This window comes from Aidingimonas halophila, from assembly GCF_900106955.1.
Classification (GTDB): domain Bacteria; phylum Pseudomonadota; class Gammaproteobacteria; order Pseudomonadales; family Halomonadaceae; genus Aidingimonas; species Aidingimonas halophila.
This window is the reverse complement of sequence record NZ_FNNI01000010.1, coordinates 72,483-88,830: the sequence shown is the minus strand read 5'-3', so window position 1 is coordinate 88,830 and position 16,348 is coordinate 72,483. Positions and strand designations below refer to the sequence as shown.

15 protein-coding genes are annotated in these 16,348 nt (G+C 59.8%); 4 read left to right on the top strand and 11 right to left on the bottom strand.

Features of this window, described 5'->3' with window-relative positions; all coding sequences use genetic code 11:
* Positions 1 to 161 precede the first annotated feature (161 nt).
* From BLW01_RS17180 to BLW01_RS17165, 4 genes are all read right to left on the bottom strand, one after another.
* Complete coding sequence (locus tag BLW01_RS17180; protein ID WP_092572055.1) at positions 162 to 1,175, bottom strand: serine hydrolase domain-containing protein; 1,014 nt, start codon at positions 1,173 to 1,175, stop codon at positions 162 to 164.
* 504 nt (positions 1,176 to 1,679) lie between these two features.
* Positions 1,680 to 2,162, bottom strand: coding sequence for a YbaK/EbsC family protein (locus BLW01_RS17175; RefSeq protein WP_092572053.1), 483 nt, complete (start codon positions 2,160 to 2,162; stop codon positions 1,680 to 1,682).
* Between the two features lie 99 nt (positions 2,163 to 2,261).
* Positions 2,262 to 3,614, bottom strand: a complete 1,353-nt coding sequence (locus BLW01_RS17170; protein ID WP_092572050.1) for an APC family permease — start codon at positions 3,612 to 3,614, stop codon at positions 2,262 to 2,264.
* 71 nt (positions 3,615 to 3,685) lie between these two features.
* Positions 3,686 to 4,717: a histone deacetylase family protein gene (locus BLW01_RS17165; RefSeq protein WP_092572047.1), complete on the bottom strand. Its 1,032-nt coding sequence runs from the start codon at positions 4,715 to 4,717 to the stop codon at positions 3,686 to 3,688.
* Positions 4,718 to 4,939: 222 nt separating this feature from the next.
* On the opposite strand from BLW01_RS17165, the gene BLW01_RS17160 reads away from it, so the two are divergent.
* Together BLW01_RS17160 and BLW01_RS17155 are read left to right on the top strand one after the other, a co-directional pair.
* Complete coding sequence (locus BLW01_RS17160; protein ID WP_229806518.1) at positions 4,940 to 5,740, top strand: helix-turn-helix transcriptional regulator; 801 nt, start codon at positions 4,940 to 4,942, stop codon at positions 5,738 to 5,740.
* Between the two features lie 87 nt (positions 5,741 to 5,827).
* Positions 5,828 to 6,649 (top strand): CmcJ/NvfI family oxidoreductase, encoded by an 822-nt coding sequence (locus BLW01_RS17155; protein ID WP_092572045.1) that lies wholly within the window; start codon positions 5,828 to 5,830, stop codon positions 6,647 to 6,649.
* A 21-nt stretch (positions 6,650 to 6,670) separates the two neighbouring features.
* Here the strand turns inward: BLW01_RS17155 and BLW01_RS17150 are convergent, their stop codons facing one another.
* From BLW01_RS17150 to BLW01_RS17140, 3 genes are all read right to left on the bottom strand, one after another.
* Positions 6,671 to 8,077: an NAD(P)/FAD-dependent oxidoreductase gene (locus tag BLW01_RS17150; RefSeq protein WP_092572043.1), complete on the bottom strand. Its 1,407-nt coding sequence runs from the start codon at positions 8,075 to 8,077 to the stop codon at positions 6,671 to 6,673.
* A 20-nt stretch (positions 8,078 to 8,097) separates the two neighbouring features.
* Positions 8,098 to 9,462 carry a Na+/H+ antiporter NhaC family protein gene (locus tag BLW01_RS17145; RefSeq protein ID WP_092572041.1) on the bottom strand — a complete coding sequence of 455 codons (1,365 nt, stop codon included), beginning with the start codon at positions 9,460 to 9,462 and terminating at the stop codon, positions 8,098 to 8,100.
* Between the two features lie 65 nt (positions 9,463 to 9,527).
* A complete protein-coding gene (locus tag BLW01_RS17140; RefSeq protein ID WP_092572039.1) occupies positions 9,528 to 10,817 on the bottom strand; it encodes an NAD(P)/FAD-dependent oxidoreductase in 1,290 nt (429 codons plus the stop codon).
* Positions 10,818 to 10,984: 167 nt separating this feature from the next.
* Here BLW01_RS17140 and BLW01_RS17135 point away from each other — a divergent pair, with 167 nt between their 5' ends.
* Entirely contained in the window at positions 10,985 to 11,647 is a 663-nt protein-coding gene (locus BLW01_RS17135; protein WP_092572037.1) for a GntR family transcriptional regulator, read from the top strand.
* Between the two features lie 5 nt (positions 11,648 to 11,652).
* On the opposite strand, the gene BLW01_RS17130 is transcribed toward BLW01_RS17135, so the two are convergent.
* The 3 genes from BLW01_RS17130 to BLW01_RS17120 form a co-directional block, all read right to left on the bottom strand.
* Entirely contained in the window at positions 11,653 to 12,084 is a 432-nt protein-coding gene (locus tag BLW01_RS17130) for a GFA family protein (protein WP_092572035.1), read from the bottom strand.
* 101 nt (positions 12,085 to 12,185) lie between these two features.
* Complete coding sequence (locus BLW01_RS17125) at positions 12,186 to 13,292, bottom strand: histone deacetylase family protein (RefSeq protein WP_229806517.1); 1,107 nt, start codon at positions 13,290 to 13,292, stop codon at positions 12,186 to 12,188.
* Positions 13,293 to 13,387: 95 nt separating this feature from the next.
* On the bottom strand, positions 13,388 to 14,812 hold the full coding sequence (locus tag BLW01_RS17120) for an aminotransferase-like domain-containing protein (protein ID WP_092572033.1): 1,425 nt from the start codon (positions 14,810 to 14,812) through the stop codon (positions 13,388 to 13,390).
* Between the two features lie 160 nt (positions 14,813 to 14,972).
* Here BLW01_RS17120 and BLW01_RS17115 point away from each other — a divergent pair, with 160 nt between their 5' ends.
* Positions 14,973 to 15,605 carry a LysE family translocator gene (locus BLW01_RS17115; protein WP_229806516.1) on the top strand — a complete coding sequence of 211 codons (633 nt, stop codon included), beginning with the start codon at positions 14,973 to 14,975 and terminating at the stop codon, positions 15,603 to 15,605.
* Between the two features lie 9 nt (positions 15,606 to 15,614).
* Here BLW01_RS17115 and BLW01_RS17110 read toward each other — a convergent pair whose 3' ends face one another.
* Positions 15,615 to 16,301 carry an SDR family oxidoreductase gene (locus BLW01_RS17110; RefSeq protein ID WP_092572031.1) on the bottom strand — a complete coding sequence of 229 codons (687 nt, stop codon included), beginning with the start codon at positions 16,299 to 16,301 and terminating at the stop codon, positions 15,615 to 15,617.
* Between the last annotated feature and the right edge of the window lie 47 nt (positions 16,302 to 16,348).

The window sequence follows — 16,348 nt, the reverse complement described above, 5'->3', positions numbered from 1 at the left end:
TGCGCATGCGCCGACCAAGGACGTGCGTTTCGTGGAGCGCCCCGAGGCGGGCTCGTCGGAAAGCGCTTCAGACCAGCACGATTCGCAGCGCTGAATGTCGGACGTCGGGATGCGGATTCACAACGGTACATCGCACGGCAAGGCGAGGGCACCATCGATATTCATGGTACTGTCGCCGCGATCATCCGTTCGACCACCGCTTTTACCTGCTCGAGGTACGCGCTGCCGTTGGAAGGGGGCGTCGGGTCGGAGGTCATGACGATCGTCATGTTGCGTTCGGGGACGACGAACAGCAACTGGCCGCCATATCCCCAGCCGTAGTGGACCGTCGTGTCGTCCAGCTCGGTCCTGAACCAGCCGTAACCGTACAAGTCCTGATTGAATACGGAACGGGTTCTCGGTGCCCATGAACGCTCGATCCATTCGGCAGTCAGCAGTTGCTCGCCGTCATGTTTTCCTTGCTGACGATAGAGCTCGGCAATGCGTAGCAGTGCCTGCGGGGTGAGGCCCATCTCGTTGCCACCGAAATAGATGCCCTGCGGGTCGCGCGTCCAGGCGGGAATGGTGATACCCAGTGGCTCGCCCAGCCAGTCGCGCATCAGGGCCAACGTGCTGCGTCCGCTTGCCTCGGTCAGTGCCGCCGAGAGCAGATGGCTGTTCCCCGTCGAGTAGCGCATGCGCTCGCCGGGCTCACCGACCATGGGGCGTGTCAACGCATCCTCTACCCAGTTCGGGCTGGCGACCCAGCCGGCATAATTGCTCCCCGATGTCCGCTGGAGTCCTGATTGCATGGACAGCAAATGCCCGACGGTAATGTCATTCACTTGAGGATCGATATCGCTGGGCACTCGGTCACCCAACAACTCGACGACAGGCTGGTCGACGCCTTCGATGATGTCGCGCTCTATGGCAAGGCCCACCAGCGCCGAGATCAGCGTCTTGGAGAGCGACTTGATGTTGGCCGTCTCGTCGGTGGCGTGCCCCCGCCAGCCACGGTCGATCACCGTCTCACCCTCGACGGCGACCAGCAGCGTGTGGGTGCGCGACAGTTCACCGGCATCGACGACAGCCGTATCCAGTGCGTCACGGTCAATGACTGCCAGCGCCTGCGAGGGCAGAGTGAGCAGCAGCGCGAAAAAGACCAAATGTGTCCCGGGGCGGAATGGAGGAAGCATGGTATGGGGCTCCAAACGGTCACAAGTGCCTAGTCTGTCCGACCGGGGCGTTGGAGCCAAGTCGGATGGCAGGAGGCAGCCTTGCATGGCAGAAAACGATGACAATGATGTGACTGTTCAACGAAAGTTGAGTTGTACGGAGGCGCCAGACGGTCGACACTGAATGGAAAACAAGATCCCTGCGAACAACAATAAAAAAAGTCCCCCGAAGGGGACTAGGGGAGCACGCCAGCTCACTCGGTTCATCGCTGCCTAGGCAGCGAATCTGGAAATCGGGCGAAAAGCCAAGCCATGATTCGCTTGGCTTTTTCTTTGCACGTTATACCATTCGAAAATCGGGCCAACATTCCTCTTCTTCTTTCGAGATCAAAGGGTTACTTTGATGTTATGAGAAGGTGTTCATCGTTGGCCCTACCTTCATCAGCGATTCGTGCACCAAGTCTGCCGAAAATTACGCTGTAGTGCATCATAACGGCGCAGGTTTCAGTTTCCAACCGTCGGGATTTACTCCCGCGCCTCTGTCTCCGGCAATTTGCACACGTCCACCCATTCGGCATCGACCAGCGCCGCCAGCCGTTCCGGGCAGAGCCGCACGGCGGTGTGGTGGGCACCGGCAGCGGGCAATACTTCGTCATACGCTTTCAAGGAGAGATCACAATAGATCGGCAGAGGCGTGGCGAGCCCGAAAGGGCAGACACCCCCTACCGGATGGCCGGTCAATGCCAGTACCGTCTCGGCATCCAGCATTTTTGCCTTGTTGTCGAACGTCTGGCGCATCTTGCGGTTGTCGAAACGGGCATCGCCGCTGGCGACCACCAGTACCTGGCGATCGCCGACCCGAAAGGCCAGCGTCTTGGCGATCTGGCCGGGCTCGACACCATGTGCCTCGGCGGCAAGATCCACCGTGGCGGTGCTGGTTTCGAGTTCCAGCACCTCGATATCGGGGGCCTTCTCGGCGAAAAAGCGGCGAACGGATTCCAGGCTCATGCGTTGTCTCCCTGCCATGCATCGGTCGAGCGAAGCGTCGAAACGTTCCTACCAATAACCGATGCATGGATGAAATGCCACCGTTGCCGCGTCAGAACATTACGCTTCCTGTAGTTCGAAATCCGGTACACCTTCTCGGAACAGCCGGGTCAAGTACACCAGATAGAGGAAGCCGGCGGCGACCCAGGTCAGCCCGACTTCGAAGGTAGTCGACGATAGGCTGGTCCACAGCCAGACGGTAAGCAGAAAGCCGATGCCCGGCAGCAGGCCATAGCGAATCAGATCACTGCCACTGCGCTTCTGTTGGTCGATCAGGAAGTGCTTGAGCACCGAGAGATTGACGAAGGAGAAGGCTACCAGGGCGCCGAAACTGATCATGTTGGCGGCCAGTGACAAGCTGATCACCAGTGCCAGCAATGAAATGGCGCCAACGACCAGCGTTGCACCGATGGGGGTGGCGTAGCGTTGGCTGATCTTGCCGAATACGCTGTTGGGCAACACCTTGTCACGCCCCATGGCGAACAGGATGCGCGATACGCTGGCTTGCGAGGCCATCGCGGAGGCGAAGCATCCGGCGACATAGGCGGCAGTGAAGAACGTGACCATGAAGGTGCCCCCGGCCTGGCGCATCACATCCACGGCGGCGGAATCGGCATTGCGAAAGTTCTGCCACTCCGGGAAGACCATGTGGCCGGCCCAGGAGGCGATGATGAACAGCGTGCCGCCGACCAGGGTACAGAGCATGATGGCGCGGGGGATGTCCCGGCGTGGTTCGCGGGTCTCCTCGGAGAGCGTCGAGACGGCATCGAAGCCCAGGAATGACAGGCACAGGATGGCGGCCCCGGCGACGATGGCGGTGCCGGACAAATCCTCGCTGTAGAAGGGCGCGATCAGAGAGGGGGTCTCACCGCTACCCAGGGCGCTCAACGAGATGGCGATGAAGACACCGAGGAAAACCAGTTGGAAGGCGATGATCAGGAAGTTCATCTTTGCTACCAGCTTGATTCCCAGGATGTTCAGGGCCGTGACGATGCCGATGGCGCCGACGATCCATACTGCTTCCGGCACGGCGGGGAAGTAGTCCTTCATGTAGATGCCGATCACCAGATAGTTGATCATCGGCAGGAAGATGTAATCGAGCAGCAGCGCCCAGCCGACCATGAAACCGGTGTGGCCCCCGAAGGCGCGCCGTGCATAGGTATATGCCGAGCCGGCCGCCGGATAGCTCTCGACCATGCGGCCGTAGCTATAGGCGGTGAAGAACATCGCTGCCAGCGTCACGATATAGGCGGTGGGCAGGTGGCCGCCGGTTTCCTGGGTCACCACCCCATAGGTGGTGAAGACCGTCAGCGGCACCATGTAAGCCAGGCCGAAGAAGACCAGTGATGGCAGGCCGAGGATGCGTTTGAGCGAGCGATCCTCGCCAGAGTGGGTTGCAGTGTGATGGGTCATGTTGGCCGTTTCCTGTTTGTTGACGTTGTCGATGGAGTGCGGCTGGCGTCGTTATTGTCGTTGGCGAGGAATCAATCGCCGTCGAAGCCCGTCAACACATTGACGGTATTGATACCGATCTCTTCCACGGCGTAACCGCCTTCCATCAGGAAGGTCGTCGGCAGGCCGATCTGCTTGAGCCGGCGGCCGCAGTCGATGAACTCCTCGCTCTTGAGCTTGAAGAAACTGATGGGGTCTTTCTCGAAGGTGTCGACTCCCAGGGAGACGATCAGCAATTCCGGACGGTAGGCCCGGATACGCGCGATGGCCTGGTCGAGTGCCTGCGACCAGGCAGCGTAATCAGTGTGACGTGGCAACGGGTAGTTGACATTGAAACTTTCGCCTTTGCCTTGGCCGGTTTCGTCGGCGAAGCCCAGATAGTAGGGAAAGGCATCGTTCGGCTCGCCATGCAGCGAGAGGAACAGCACGTCGTCGCGATCGTAGAAGATATCCTGGGTGCCATTGCCGTGATGGAAGTCGATATCGAGGATCGCGACCCGTTGCATGCCGTCGTTGAGCGCGCATTGAGCGGCGATCGCGGCATTGTTGAAGAAACAGTAGCCGCCATACTGGTCGACGGCGGCGTGATGGCCTGGTGGACGGCACAGTCCGAATGCCGGCTCTCCGGTATGGAGTACGTGGTCCAGCGCCGATAGCGCGATATCCTTGCTGGTGTCGGCGGCCTCGAAGGTGCCCGGCGACAGCGAGGTTTCCGCTGCCAGTGCATAGTAGCCGATCTTGCCGTCGATATTGTCGGGAATGACATCGCTGCGCAGGCGCCGAGCCGGCCATATCGACGGAATCGGCTCCCCTTCCAGGCCGGCGGCGACCCATTCATCCCAGGCGGTTTCGAGAAAGTCGATGTAACGGGCGTCGTGAATGGCCAGCACCGGCTCGAGCCCATACGTGCCGGGCAAGCGGACCTCTCCAAGACCGACCTGTCGAACGCGATCGATGATGATATCGACCCGTTCCGGGCACTCGAAGGGAGGTACCAGGGTGCCACCATAGAGTTCGGTCCGGGCCTGGCGCTTTTTGGTCTCTTCCGAGTGAAACGTCAGCATGCGTTGTCCTTATTGGCTGCGGTAAGGAAATCGAGAGGAATGATGTGATCCGGAGTGATTGGTGTCCATGTCGTCGTGATCATGAGGCGTCTCCCGCTGACGCTGATGGACTTTCGGTATACCATCCTTGACGGAGCTGTTATGGGATACTCAACGCCCAAGTGTAGCGCGGTGAACCCGTTTGCCTATGACATGGAAGGGGTACCACAAAAGGGGGGCGTCATGTCGTCTCTGGAAACACTGGCCTGGCATCGCGGTTTTGGCCAGGCCGTCGATAAACTGGATTCGCCGTCATTCTGGCTGGGGGTCGTGCGGTTGTTGCGAACCTCGCTGACGTTTCATACCTGGATGGCGGTCGTCTTTTCGCGCACGCAGCCGCCGGTGTTGCTCGGTGTGAGTGGTGAAGAGGAGGGGAGCGACGAACGGCTGTTGCAGGATTACCGACATGGACTCTATCTGCTCGATCCCTTCTATATCGCCATCGGTGAGGGTGAGCGCGACGGACTGTATCGGTTGGATGATGTGGCACCGGACTGTTTTACCGACACGGAGTACTATCGGCGGTATTTCCAGCGCAATGTGGTCAGTGACGAAGTGCAGTTCAACGTGTCGCTCGACGCCGATCGCACATTATGTCTATCGCTGGGTTCCCAAGCGCGTTACAACGCCGATGCCATCGGTTTCATGGCACTGGTGCAGCCGTGGCTGCTACCACTGATGCGTCAGCGCATGCATTTCGAAAGCGATATCGATCAGGCGGAGGTACAGCGTACCTACACTACAATCTCCCGACGTCCGTTCCCGCTGGACGATGACACCCTCACCGAACGCGAACGGGAGGTCAGCCAGCTGATGCTCAGTGGCTGCTCCACGAAAGGTATCGCCCGCCGCCTGGATATCAGCATCGAAACGGTGCGAAGTCACAAGAAACATCTTTACCACAAGCTGGGTGTCAGTACCCAGTCGGAACTGTTCGCTCTGTTCTGGACGCGGCAGGGAAAGGGTGAAACGTGGGGCGTTTGAAAGTGGCCGACCCAGCCCCTATACCTAATCAGAGATGCAACGACAGACCGGCATCGTGGCGGCGACCCGCAGGTCAGGAGGCTTTATATGCAACGCACGACAGGTGGACATTCCAGTGTCACCGCGACGTTGACGTTCTTGGTCAAGCGCGATGAAAAACCTTATGTACATACCGAAGCATTGACTGGGGCAAGTGAGCCGCAATACTTCGCCGAGCAGGAAGAGCGCGAGATCACGATACGCAACGGCCGCTTGCGGTCAACGAGCCTGTCACTGGAACACAATGGATTCGAACTGCATGAGCGAGAGACCGCTGTCGATGATCTTTACGACGATGACAAGGTGACAACTACCTACTATGCCGAAGTCGAAGGGTTGATCAAGGAAGTCACTGGTGCAAGCCGGGTCGTCATTTTCGACCATACTCGGCGCAGTGACGCCGAACAACGTAACAATCGCGGGCCTGCCAGTCGCGTGCACAACGATTATACCGAGCGTTCCGGGCGAGAGCGCATTCGTGATGTGCTGGGCGAAGAGGAAGCCGCCAGGCTGGGACATGTCCCGGTAGCGCAGTTCAACCTGTGGCGACCGATATTCGGCCCCGTGAAACGGTCTCCGCTTGCCGTGCTCGATGCGTCGACTCTCGATCCCGATGATTTGATGGCGACCGACCTCATTTACCCGAATCGTATCGGTGAAATCTATCATCTTGCATATAACCCGAGTCAGCGTTGGTACTACTTTCCCCACATGCGGTGCGAGGAAGGCCTGCTGATAAAAGGATACGATTCACGCGACGATGGCCGGGTTCGCTTCACGCCCCACACTGCCTTTCAGGACCCGACAACGCCGATCGATGCACCACCGAGGGAAAGCATCGAGGTGCGGGCGTTGGCGTTTTTCGAATGAGTGAACACTCACTAGGGCGGATCACTCGATGATCGAGGCGAAAAAGTCGTTCGTCTTCGTCAACGCCCGTTTGAGCAGTGGTGCGTGACGTTGCCGTTTCATCAATGCTTCTTCGCCAGCATAACAGTAGGTAATGGTCTGGGCGGCGAGCCAGCGCAGCGGTTCGGGTTCCCAATGTTTGATCAGGCGCGCATGGGCGGCGTGGGGAAAGGCCCAGGGCATGCGGGCGATATCGGTGTCGCGTTCCAGAATCATGTCGGCGAGGGTACGGCCGAACAGGTGAGAAGCCGCGACCCCTTCGCCCGCATAGCCGCCGGCGGTGGCGATGCCGGAGCGGCGGTCGAGGATGGCATGAGGCCGGAAGCTGCGCGACAGCCCGAGCGAACCACCCCAGCCATGCGTGATGCGAACGCCCTCGAGCACCGGAAACAGGTCCGTGAGCAGGTCACGGCGCATGGCGATATCGGCGTCGCTGATGGCATGGTCGGCCTTGGGCTTGGCACCGAAGCGATAGGTGCCGCGTGCACCGAATACCAGTCGGCCATCGGCGGAGCGGTGTCCGTAGTTGATCAGGCGGCTGGCATCGCAGAAGGCGGGGCGCTCTGCCATACCGATGGCCTGCCAGGTGGACGCTGACAGCGGTTCGGTGGCAATGACCAGGCTCTGTACGGGGATGACATGCCGCCGAAAATCATGGAAATCTCGGGCATAGCCTTCGGTTGCACACACGATGACGGGGGCTTCGATGGCTCCCTCGTGAGTGCTTACTTCGCCTTTAACCATGCTCGTTGCAGGACTTCGTTCATAGATTGTGACGCCCAGGCGTTCAACGGTTGCAGCCAGCCCCGTCACCATCTTGAGTGGGTTGACGGTGGCGACCTGGCGGTGATGAATCCCGCCATAGCCGTTGCGAAAGCGTACCTTGCCGGCCAGCTGATCGGCATCCAGCCAGTAGCAGTTCGCTTCGTCGTGCCCGAGTTCGTGCAGGTGGGCCAGGTAATCTTGTTGAATGGCGATCTGGTCGGGGTAGCGGGCCGCAGCATAGATGGCACCGCCCTTATGGAAATCCGCCTCGATGCCTTCCCGGGCCAGGGTGCGGCCTATTTCATCGACGTTGTCGGCCACCAGCCGACAGCATGCCTTGCGTTGCGCCATGGGGAGCCCGCCGATATACCGTTCCAGCCCTGCCAGGTTGCCGACCACCCAGCCACCGTTGCGTCCCGAGGCCCCATGGCCGACGCGCTCGGCCTCGATCACGGCGATCTCGAGGTGCGGTGCGAGCGTCTTCAGATAATAGGCGCTCCACAGGCCCGTGAAGCCGGCGCCGACGATGGCGACATCGGCGCTCCGACGGTTCACGAGCGACCGGCGCTGGCCTTGGGAATCAACGGTTGATGCCCAGAAGACGTGATGACGGTCATCGCGCATGATGGCGGTCTCCTTCCCGGTCACATGTGGCCCAGCACCAGGTAGATCACAGCAGCCAGACAGCCGGCCAGTGCGGCATAGGGAAGCTGGGAGAAGGCGTGCTGGAAGGGGGTGCAGCCACTCGCCTGGGACGTCAGTACCGTGGCATCCGAGTAGAAACAGGCGTGGCTGCCGAAGGTGCTGGCCGAGAGTGTCGCACCGATCACCAGTGTCATGTCGGCGCCGAGGCTGTGCCCGAGCGACGTGACGATGGGCAGGATGATCACGAACACGCCCCAGTTCGAGCCGGTGGCGAAAGACACGAAGCCCATCACGGTGAATATGATGAATGGCAACAGTTCACCGGTGATCAAGGGTTCGACGGTGGTGATGATGTACTCATTGAGACCGAGCGTGGTGTTGACCTCATTGAACAGGAAGGCGCCGACCAGCACCGCCAGGGCATCGAGCATCGATTTGAAACCGTCGAGAATGTTGTCGAAGGTTTCTCCCGGGGACAGTTTCTTCATCGCGATGAAGGCGACGATCATGCCGCCGAGTGTCAGCAGCACGGCCATCAGGAAGTCGAGATCGAACCACCAGGTGAAGAAGGCCAGCGATACCATGGGCAGGATGAACGACCAGACGCTGCCCTGGGTATGTTCGTTCTCGGCCAGATGAGCGATGGCCTTGTCGACCTGTTCGGCGCCTGGCGGGACACACTGGCCGGTGGATTCGGCGCGGCGTTCGGCGGCTTTCATCGGGCCGATCAGCGGGATCTTGCCGGAGACCACCAGCGGTACCATCGCCACCGCGATCCAGGGATAGAACATGAAGGGGATGGACTGGATATAGGTCCACACGCCTTGGCCATCCGGCGCCAGGCCGTTTTTCTCGATCAGGGCCCCGAAGAAGACCGCCCAGGTGGAGATCGGAATGATCACGCTGATCGGGGCGGCGGTCGAGTCGATCACATAGGCCAGCATTTCCCGCGAGGTCTTGAAGCTGTCGGTGATCTTGCGCATCGAGGTGCCGACCGCGAGCGAGTTCAGGTAATCATCGACGAACAGGATGATGCCCATGAACCAGCAACCCAGCAGCGCACGGGGTTTGTTGGTGGTGTAGCGCATCAACGATTGCGCAAACGCGCGGGATGACCCGGATTTCAGTAGCAAGGCGATGATGCTGCCCATCAGCCCGCAGACCAGAATGACCCAGGCCACATCTTCATCGGTCAAGACCGTCAACAGGTTGTCGGACAACGTGCTCAAGGCATTGCGTGGGTCGATCATCAACGTACCGACGAACGCCCCGAATACCAGAGGTTCCAAGGCACGTCGGGTCCATAACGCCAGGATCAGCACCAGGGCGGTGGGTAGCAGTATCAAAGGTCCATTGATTTCCATCGATCTCACCTAATCGCGTGTTGTTCTTGTCGCGTGTGGGTTTACAGGGAAAGGAAAATGCCGGCTCAGCGCAGCTTCTCCAGCAGCTGGTAGTACCACATGCCGAGTGCCAGCAGGTGGTTGCCGAACCGGTCGTTGAAAGGCACGCGCCAGTGCTTCACATTGGCGAACGCATCGAACTCTTCGAGCGTGCCGGTCACGGCATCGGCCAGGATCTCGCCGACGATGTGCGAGGTCGCGATGCCGTGGCCGGAGTAGCCCTGGGCGTAATAGACGTTGTCGGCAAGCTTGCCGAGTTGGGGAATGCGGTTGAGTACGATGCCTGCCATGCCCTGCCACTGATAATCGAGTCTGACGCCCTGGAGCTGGGGGAAGGTGTGTTCCAGCCGTGGACGTAGCTCGGCACCGATATCGTCGGAATCCTTGCCGGAATAGTTGGCACCGCCGCCGAATAGCAGCCGTTTATCGGCGGTCAGGCGGTAGTAGTCGAGGACGAAGCGCGTGTCATAAACGGCCAGGTCATCGGGGTTGATGGCGGCGGCAGTGGTATCGGACAGCGATTCGGTGGTGACGATGCCCAGTGAGGCGGGGAACAGCTTGCCGCCAAGTTGGCGGCGCTCAAGCCGATGATAGGCGTTGCCGGCCAGAATCACGCTGTCGGCCCGAACCCGGCCATGTTCACCGACCACGGTCGGGGTCGCGCCATGCTCGATGTCCACGACCGGCGAGGATTCGAAGATCTGTGCCCCCAGACTGGCCGCGGCACGCGCTTCCCCCAGACACAGATTGAGCGGGTGCAGGTGCATGTTGTAGTCGTTGCGAATGGCGCCGTGATAGAGCCGGGTGCCGACGGTTTGACCGACGGTATCCGCATCGAGCCATTGCACGTGCTCTCCGATCCAGTGGCGCTGCGAGGCTTCGTAGTCGCCGCGCAGTTCCTTGAGGTGGCCCGGCTTGTAGGCGGCTTGCAAGTGGCCGTGCTTGAGGTCGCAGGGAATGCCATATTTTTCCACCCGTGCCTTGATGATGCCATGGCCCCGCCAGCGCAGATCCCATACGAAGGATTCGGCATCACGGCCCAGGGTGCGGCGCATCTGCTTGATCATGGCGTCCTGCCCGGACAGGCTGCCGGTGACCTGTCCGCCATTGCGTCCGCTGGCACCCCAACCGATCTTGTTGGCTTCGACCACGGCGACGCGATAGCCGCGCTCGCTGAGTTCGACGGCTGTCGCAATGCCGGTGAACCCTCCGCCGATGATCGCAACATCGACACGATGATCGCCTTCGAGATGCGGGTAGTCGGATTCTTCGACGATCGAGGCGGTGTAGTAGGACGGGCAGCGCGCCACGGTCATGGAAACTCCTTGGATGTGTCATTGCGGGGGTTGTGATCACACATGTGTGATCACATTAACAGCGGCCCGGTCGACGTACAAGAGGTCGGCGTATCCGTGTGCAGTCGAAGCGACAGATTTGCGTTATGGTAGGGACAGTCACCCATCACAAATGACGTCGTGAGCTCATGGATACCCACACCAGTCAAGATGCCTTCTCGCCGAATACTGCGTCGACACGTCTGCATCGCGCCCTGCGCGTTCGCATGTGTGAAGGCGATTTCAGCCCCGGCGACGTGATCTCGATAAGACGAGTGGCTGCTGAATACGGCACCAGTGCCATGCCGGCGCGAGAGGCGATACGCTGGCTGGTGACGGAGGGGGCGCTGGTGTTTTCCGACAGCCGCAAGATCATCGTCCCGGAATTGAGCCGCGAACGTTTCCATGAAGTGTTGTTCGCGCGCAAGAGCCTGGAGACACAAGTGTCCCGTCAGGCGTTCACGCATATCACGACCGACGATATCGATGAACTTCGGCGTATCGATACCGAAATCGATGAGGCGATCGAACAGTCCGATTTATTGGGCTATATGCGGGGCAATTACCGTTTCCATTTCCATATCTACCGGCGCAGCCACTCGCGTGTGCTGTTGCCGATCGTCGAGAGCTTATGGCTGCAGTACGGGCCGAGCATGCGCTATATCTGTACCCGTTGGGGGGCATCGACTATTGCCGATGATTACCACCGGGAGGTGACACAGGCGCTGTCGCGCGGCGATATCGAAGCGTTCTGCCACGCCATCGCCGCGGATATCGAGCAGGGGATGCAGTTGCTGCATCAGGTCGAGTAATGGTGTCAGGACGAGGCGTCGCCCGTGAACATCTCGAACACTTCCTGGCCGGTCATGGCCTTGGTGTCATTGGCAAAGTCGTAATATTGCGGTTGTTCATCGGTGAAGATCTGCAGGGTCATCTCCCAGGGCGAGGTGTCGCCCAGCAAGCCTACGGGAATGGCGTAGTGCTCGCTGCTCTTGAGGCGGTAGAAGAGGTGGGTACCGCAGTGGCGGCAAAAGCCTCTTTCCGCCCACTCCGACGAATCGTAAATCGCCACGTCCGCTTCGCCATCGACACGAGGCGCCCCGGACGCCGTGACCGCCATCATCGGTCCTCCACTCCAGACATGACACATGCGGCAGTGGCAGACATCCACATGAGGATCATGGGCGGACACATGCAGCGTCACGGCGCCGCACAGGCAACTTCCTTGCGTATCTATCGTATCTGACATCGTAGGCCTCCATGGATTACTCAATCTCGAGTTGAACGACTCCAGTGTAGACGTTGCATGCTCGGAAGAAGAAAGGCTGGCAAATCAGGGCGCCATAGTTGTCATGATGACTGAGGTGTGGTGAAGGCTTCGCGATGAAACGCTGCTGCCGTTTCCACTTCCGCGACACCGCATATCCCGGGTTCCGGGGGTTCACCTCCGGCCAGAACCTGGAGTACCGCCTTGACTCCCTGAGCCAGCGATTCGAGGTTGTACCCTCCCTCCAGGACAAACACTAACCGACCATCGCATTGATCCCACGCCAGGTCCTGAAGGAGGCCCGTCATGGCGGCGAACCCATCATAGGAAACGTTGAGTGCCAAGTCATGCCAGTGGGGATCGAAGCCTGCGGACACGAGAATCAGGTCCGGCTGGAACCATTTGGCTGCCGGGATCAGTATGTCCTGAAAGGCCTTGATGTAGGCCTGATCGCCAGCCCCCGCAGGCATGGGTACATTGACGGTCGTGCCTTCTCCAAGGCCAGCACCGATCTCGTGGAGATGGCCTGAACCCGGATAGAAGGGGGCGGCACGGTGAATATCGAAAAACAGCACATTCGGGTCGGCCCAGAAGATATCCTGGGTTCCGTTGCCATGATGGGCATCCCAGTCGACGATCATCACTCGTTGGCAGCCATATACGGCTCTGGCGTGGGCGGCAGCAACCGCCACGTTGTTGAACAGGCAGAAGCCGCGGGCACGAACCGGTTCGGCATGATGGCCGGGAGGGCGCACGAGTGCGAAGGTGCTTTGTGCACGATCCTCGAGGACAGCCGCCACGGCGGCAACCGATGATCCGGCGGCAACCTCGGCGGCTTCGACACTACCTGGTGAGACAGCGGTAGTATCGACATCGAGCCAGGCACTTTCACCACGCAGTCGGAATATGTAGTCCAGGTAGGAACTGGTATGAACCAGGGCCAGTTGTTCGTGAGTGGCTTGGTGTCCGGGTTCGACTGCCACACCTGGGATGGTGTCAAGATCGAGTAGCTGTTTGATGGCAGTCAAACGGCCTGGATGCTCGGGGTATTTCCAGGGCACATTGAGCGTGGAGAGCAGTTGCCGAATGCGTGTGTCCATTCTCCCGGGCAGGAAAGCCGTCTGAGCGTCCGGCGCATGGGCAAGCATTCGCTCATCGTAGAATGCGATGACCTTGGTCTCTGGTGTCACGGTACACTCCCGATCGAAAGGATATCGATGGAGCCAGTTGTCAATTGCTCCACTCTTACCTTTACTCGCAAATGTGTCTGATGACAATTGGCAGCTCACACCATCGGTGAAACACGTAGTGGCTCTTCCTCCAGCAGTTCAGCCAGGCGCGACAGCCCCGTTTCCAATGTAGTGCGGTCGGCGGGAGGCGTCACGCAGAGTCGTACGGCTTGTGGTGCAGGTTGGCTGCCGACGCAGAAGGGGTCGGCGCTGATTACGGTGACACCGCGTTCGGCGGCGCGGCTGACGAAATCCGTCGCTCGCCAGGGATCGGGGAGTGCCAGCCAGGCATGGAAGCCGCAAGGATGCGCATGCGGCTGGTGCGCGCCGAGGACCTCCTGGACCCGCTGTTGTCGGATGGCGACTTCCTGCCACTGCCAACGGATCAGGGAGTCGGCTTCCGGGGAAGTCAGCCATTGGCAAGCCACGGCGGCTATCAGATCCGGCGGTGCCCAACACTGGGCTCGTAGTGCGGCACATAGCTTGGGAATCAACGGTGCGGGCGCGCGCAAGGCGCCGAACCGCAAGCCACCCGTGAGCAGTTTCGAAGTGCTGAAGATGTACAGTGACTGGTCGGGAGCCAAACGGTAGAAGGGGGTTCCCCGCGTCTCAGCCGAGACGAATTGCACACCATCTTCCAGCAGCAAGACATCGTGACGGCGCGCCACCTCGGCAATGGCGTTTCGCCTGTTCGCCCCCATATGCTGTCCTGTCGGGTTATTGTGCTCGGGCATGATATAGAGCAGACGAATTCGCTGTTGCTGGCAGAGTCGATCCAGCGCATCCGGCCGGATTCCTTCATCATCCACCGGTACGGCGATGTGCTTGAGCCCGAGCTGGCGAGCGGCGGCAATCATTCCCGGATAGGTCAAGGCGGCGGATGCGACGGCTTCGCCGGGGCGCACCAGGGCTTGCAGCGCCAGATAATCGGCATGCTGTCCCCCTTCGGTGAACAGCAGTTCGTCGACATCCATGGGCAGGCCTTGGGTAGTCAACCAGTCGGCCAATTGTCGACGATGATGACGGTTTCCCTGTTCGGATTGGTAGGCCAGGGCGGTATGCATCGATGGCTCGTGACGGGCGAGCGTTGCCAGCGCTGCCGACAATTGTTGGTGGCGCATGGCATGGGGAATGGGCACGCTCAGCGACAGGTCGATACTGCCGTCGGCCGCATGGGAAAGATGATGAAAGTCTGGCGCATCACTGTGTCGATCCCGTACTCGTGTCCCACTGCCCACGCGTGCCTCTACCAGGCCACGCCGTTCCGCTTCTCGATAAGCCCGGGTAATGGTCCCGACGGTCACTTGCAATGCATCGGCCAGCAGCCGCTGGGGTGGAAGCCGCTCGCCAGGCTTGAGGCTGCCATTGGCGATATCGGCGGCGAGCTGATCGACCAGTGCCTGATAACGTGGTGTGGAAATGGCGTCCAGGGTGGGCAACCAATGACATCGGGCGCGGGCATTCTGCTGGATCGTGTCCATGTCGGTACCGTTCGGTTTTGTCAGGGTGACAATGGATTGTCGGGGTGACAAATCACTTCTTGAAGCCAGTTAATAGATTGTCATACTGCAATTATCTCTATTGTACTGGTAATATTCAAAATATATTGCCTTATTGTACCCTTACATTTGTGAGCGTGATATGAGCGATATGCTTGGGGCGTCGACCACGGAACTCTTGGCGTTGGCGGGGCCGATGACGCTGTTTTCGGTCAGCATGACGGCAACACCCGGCCCCAACAACATGATGCTGACGGCTTCCGGGGCCAACTATGGTTTCATGCGCACCTTGCCGCATATGCTGGGCATCAGTGTCGGTGTCATGGTGCTGATGGGAGCGGTAGCCACGGGGCTTGGTGCCTTGTTCCAGCAGTGGCCTGCCCTGCAGCAAGGACTCAAGGTGGTAGGCAGTCTGTATTTGTTGTGGTTGGCCTGGAAGATTGCCAGCGCGCCGCCCCCGGAAACGGTCACCGGCAAAGCAGGGGGACGACCGTTGACACTGGTCCAGGCAGCAGCGTTTCAGTTTGCCAATCCCAAGGCGTGGGTCATGGCGATTTCGGGGGTGGCGTCGTTCACCTTGACTGGCGATGCCTTCTTGGCATCGGCCGTTGTGGTTATCGTGATCATGGGCATCGTGACGCTACCCTCGATCGCCATCTGGGCCGGTTTCGGTGTGGCTCTTGGGCGGCTGCTCAAGACTGCTCGACACTGGCGGGTCTTCAATATCGTGATGGGCAGCCTGACCGCTGCTTGCGTGATCATGATCCTGTCATGATCGGGCTCGTCACTCCGTCTGTGGGGTGGGCCTGACCAGTATCTCGTTGACATCGACATGTTCCGGTTGATTGACCGCATACATGACGGCATTGGCGATGTCGCGATCTTCCAGTGCATGCGTCGGCGGCTCGTCGAAGAAGGGCGTGTCGACCATGCCGGGTTCGATCAGGGTGACGCGGATGCCGCTGCCGCGCAGCTCTTCGCGCAGATTGTAACCGATGCCGCTGACAGCCCACTTGGTGGCGCTGTACATCGAGCCGGGAATGGTGGCTCGTCCGGCAGCCGATCCGGTGAGCAGGACGTGCCCCCTGCTTTTTCGAAGTGCCGGGAGTGTGGTTTGAAGCGTGAGGCCCACACCATAGATGTTGGTGAGTATCATGTCGTGCCAGGCATGATGATCGGCGCCGCTGAATCCGCCGGGCGAACCGCCACGACCGGCGTTGGCGAAGACAGCATCCAGTCTGCCGAAACGCTCCAGTGCCTGGTCGACCATACTCTGCTGATCATCCATCGATGTGACGTCACAGCCGACAGTCAGTACATTTTCGGTCCCCAGTTCCTGGGCGAGATTCTGTAACTTGTCCACAGACCGTGCTGCCAGTACCAACTGAAACCCATCCTTGACAGCCGCACGTGCCGTTGCCGCCCCGATGCCACTTGATGCACCGGTAATCAATAGAACTCGATGACGCATCGCTCCTCCTCATTTCGGCGGTGGTTATAACGCTAATAGTTCCATCA

What these genes read in the sequence shown, in the direction of transcription:
- BLW01_RS17180 (WP_092572055.1), bottom strand. Translation starts at nt 1,175, where the DNA reads ATGCTTCCTCCATTCCGCCCCGGGACACATTTGGTCTTTTTCGCGCTG.
- BLW01_RS17175 (WP_092572053.1), bottom strand. Translation starts at nt 2,162, where the DNA reads ATGAGCCTGGAATCCGTTCGCCGCTTTTTCGCCGAGAAGGCCCCCGAT.
- BLW01_RS17170 (WP_092572050.1), bottom strand. Translation starts at nt 3,614, where the DNA reads ATGACCCATCACACTGCAACCCACTCTGGCGAGGATCGCTCGCTCAAA.
- BLW01_RS17165 (WP_092572047.1), bottom strand. Translation starts at nt 4,717, where the DNA reads ATGCTGACGTTTCACTCGGAAGAGACCAAAAAGCGCCAGGCCCGGACC.
- BLW01_RS17160 (WP_229806518.1), top strand. Translation starts at nt 4,940, where the DNA reads ATGTCGTCTCTGGAAACACTGGCCTGGCATCGCGGTTTTGGCCAGGCC.
- BLW01_RS17155 (WP_092572045.1), top strand. Translation starts at nt 5,828, where the DNA reads ATGCAACGCACGACAGGTGGACATTCCAGTGTCACCGCGACGTTGACG.
- BLW01_RS17150 (WP_092572043.1), bottom strand. Translation starts at nt 8,077, where the DNA reads ATGCGCGATGACCGTCATCACGTCTTCTGGGCATCAACCGTTGATTCC.
- BLW01_RS17145 (WP_092572041.1), bottom strand. Translation starts at nt 9,462, where the DNA reads ATGGAAATCAATGGACCTTTGATACTGCTACCCACCGCCCTGGTGCTG.
- BLW01_RS17140 (WP_092572039.1), bottom strand. Translation starts at nt 10,817, where the DNA reads ATGACCGTGGCGCGCTGCCCGTCCTACTACACCGCCTCGATCGTCGAA.
- BLW01_RS17135 (WP_092572037.1), top strand. Translation starts at nt 10,985, where the DNA reads ATGGATACCCACACCAGTCAAGATGCCTTCTCGCCGAATACTGCGTCG.
- BLW01_RS17130 (WP_092572035.1), bottom strand. Translation starts at nt 12,084, where the DNA reads ATGTCAGATACGATAGATACGCAAGGAAGTTGCCTGTGCGGCGCCGTG.
- BLW01_RS17120 (WP_092572033.1), bottom strand. Translation starts at nt 14,812, where the DNA reads ATGGACACGATCCAGCAGAATGCCCGCGCCCGATGTCATTGGTTGCCC.
- BLW01_RS17115 (WP_229806516.1), top strand. Translation starts at nt 14,973, where the DNA reads ATGAGCGATATGCTTGGGGCGTCGACCACGGAACTCTTGGCGTTGGCG.
- BLW01_RS17110 (WP_092572031.1), bottom strand. Translation starts at nt 16,301, where the DNA reads ATGCGTCATCGAGTTCTATTGATTACCGGTGCATCAAGTGGCATCGGG.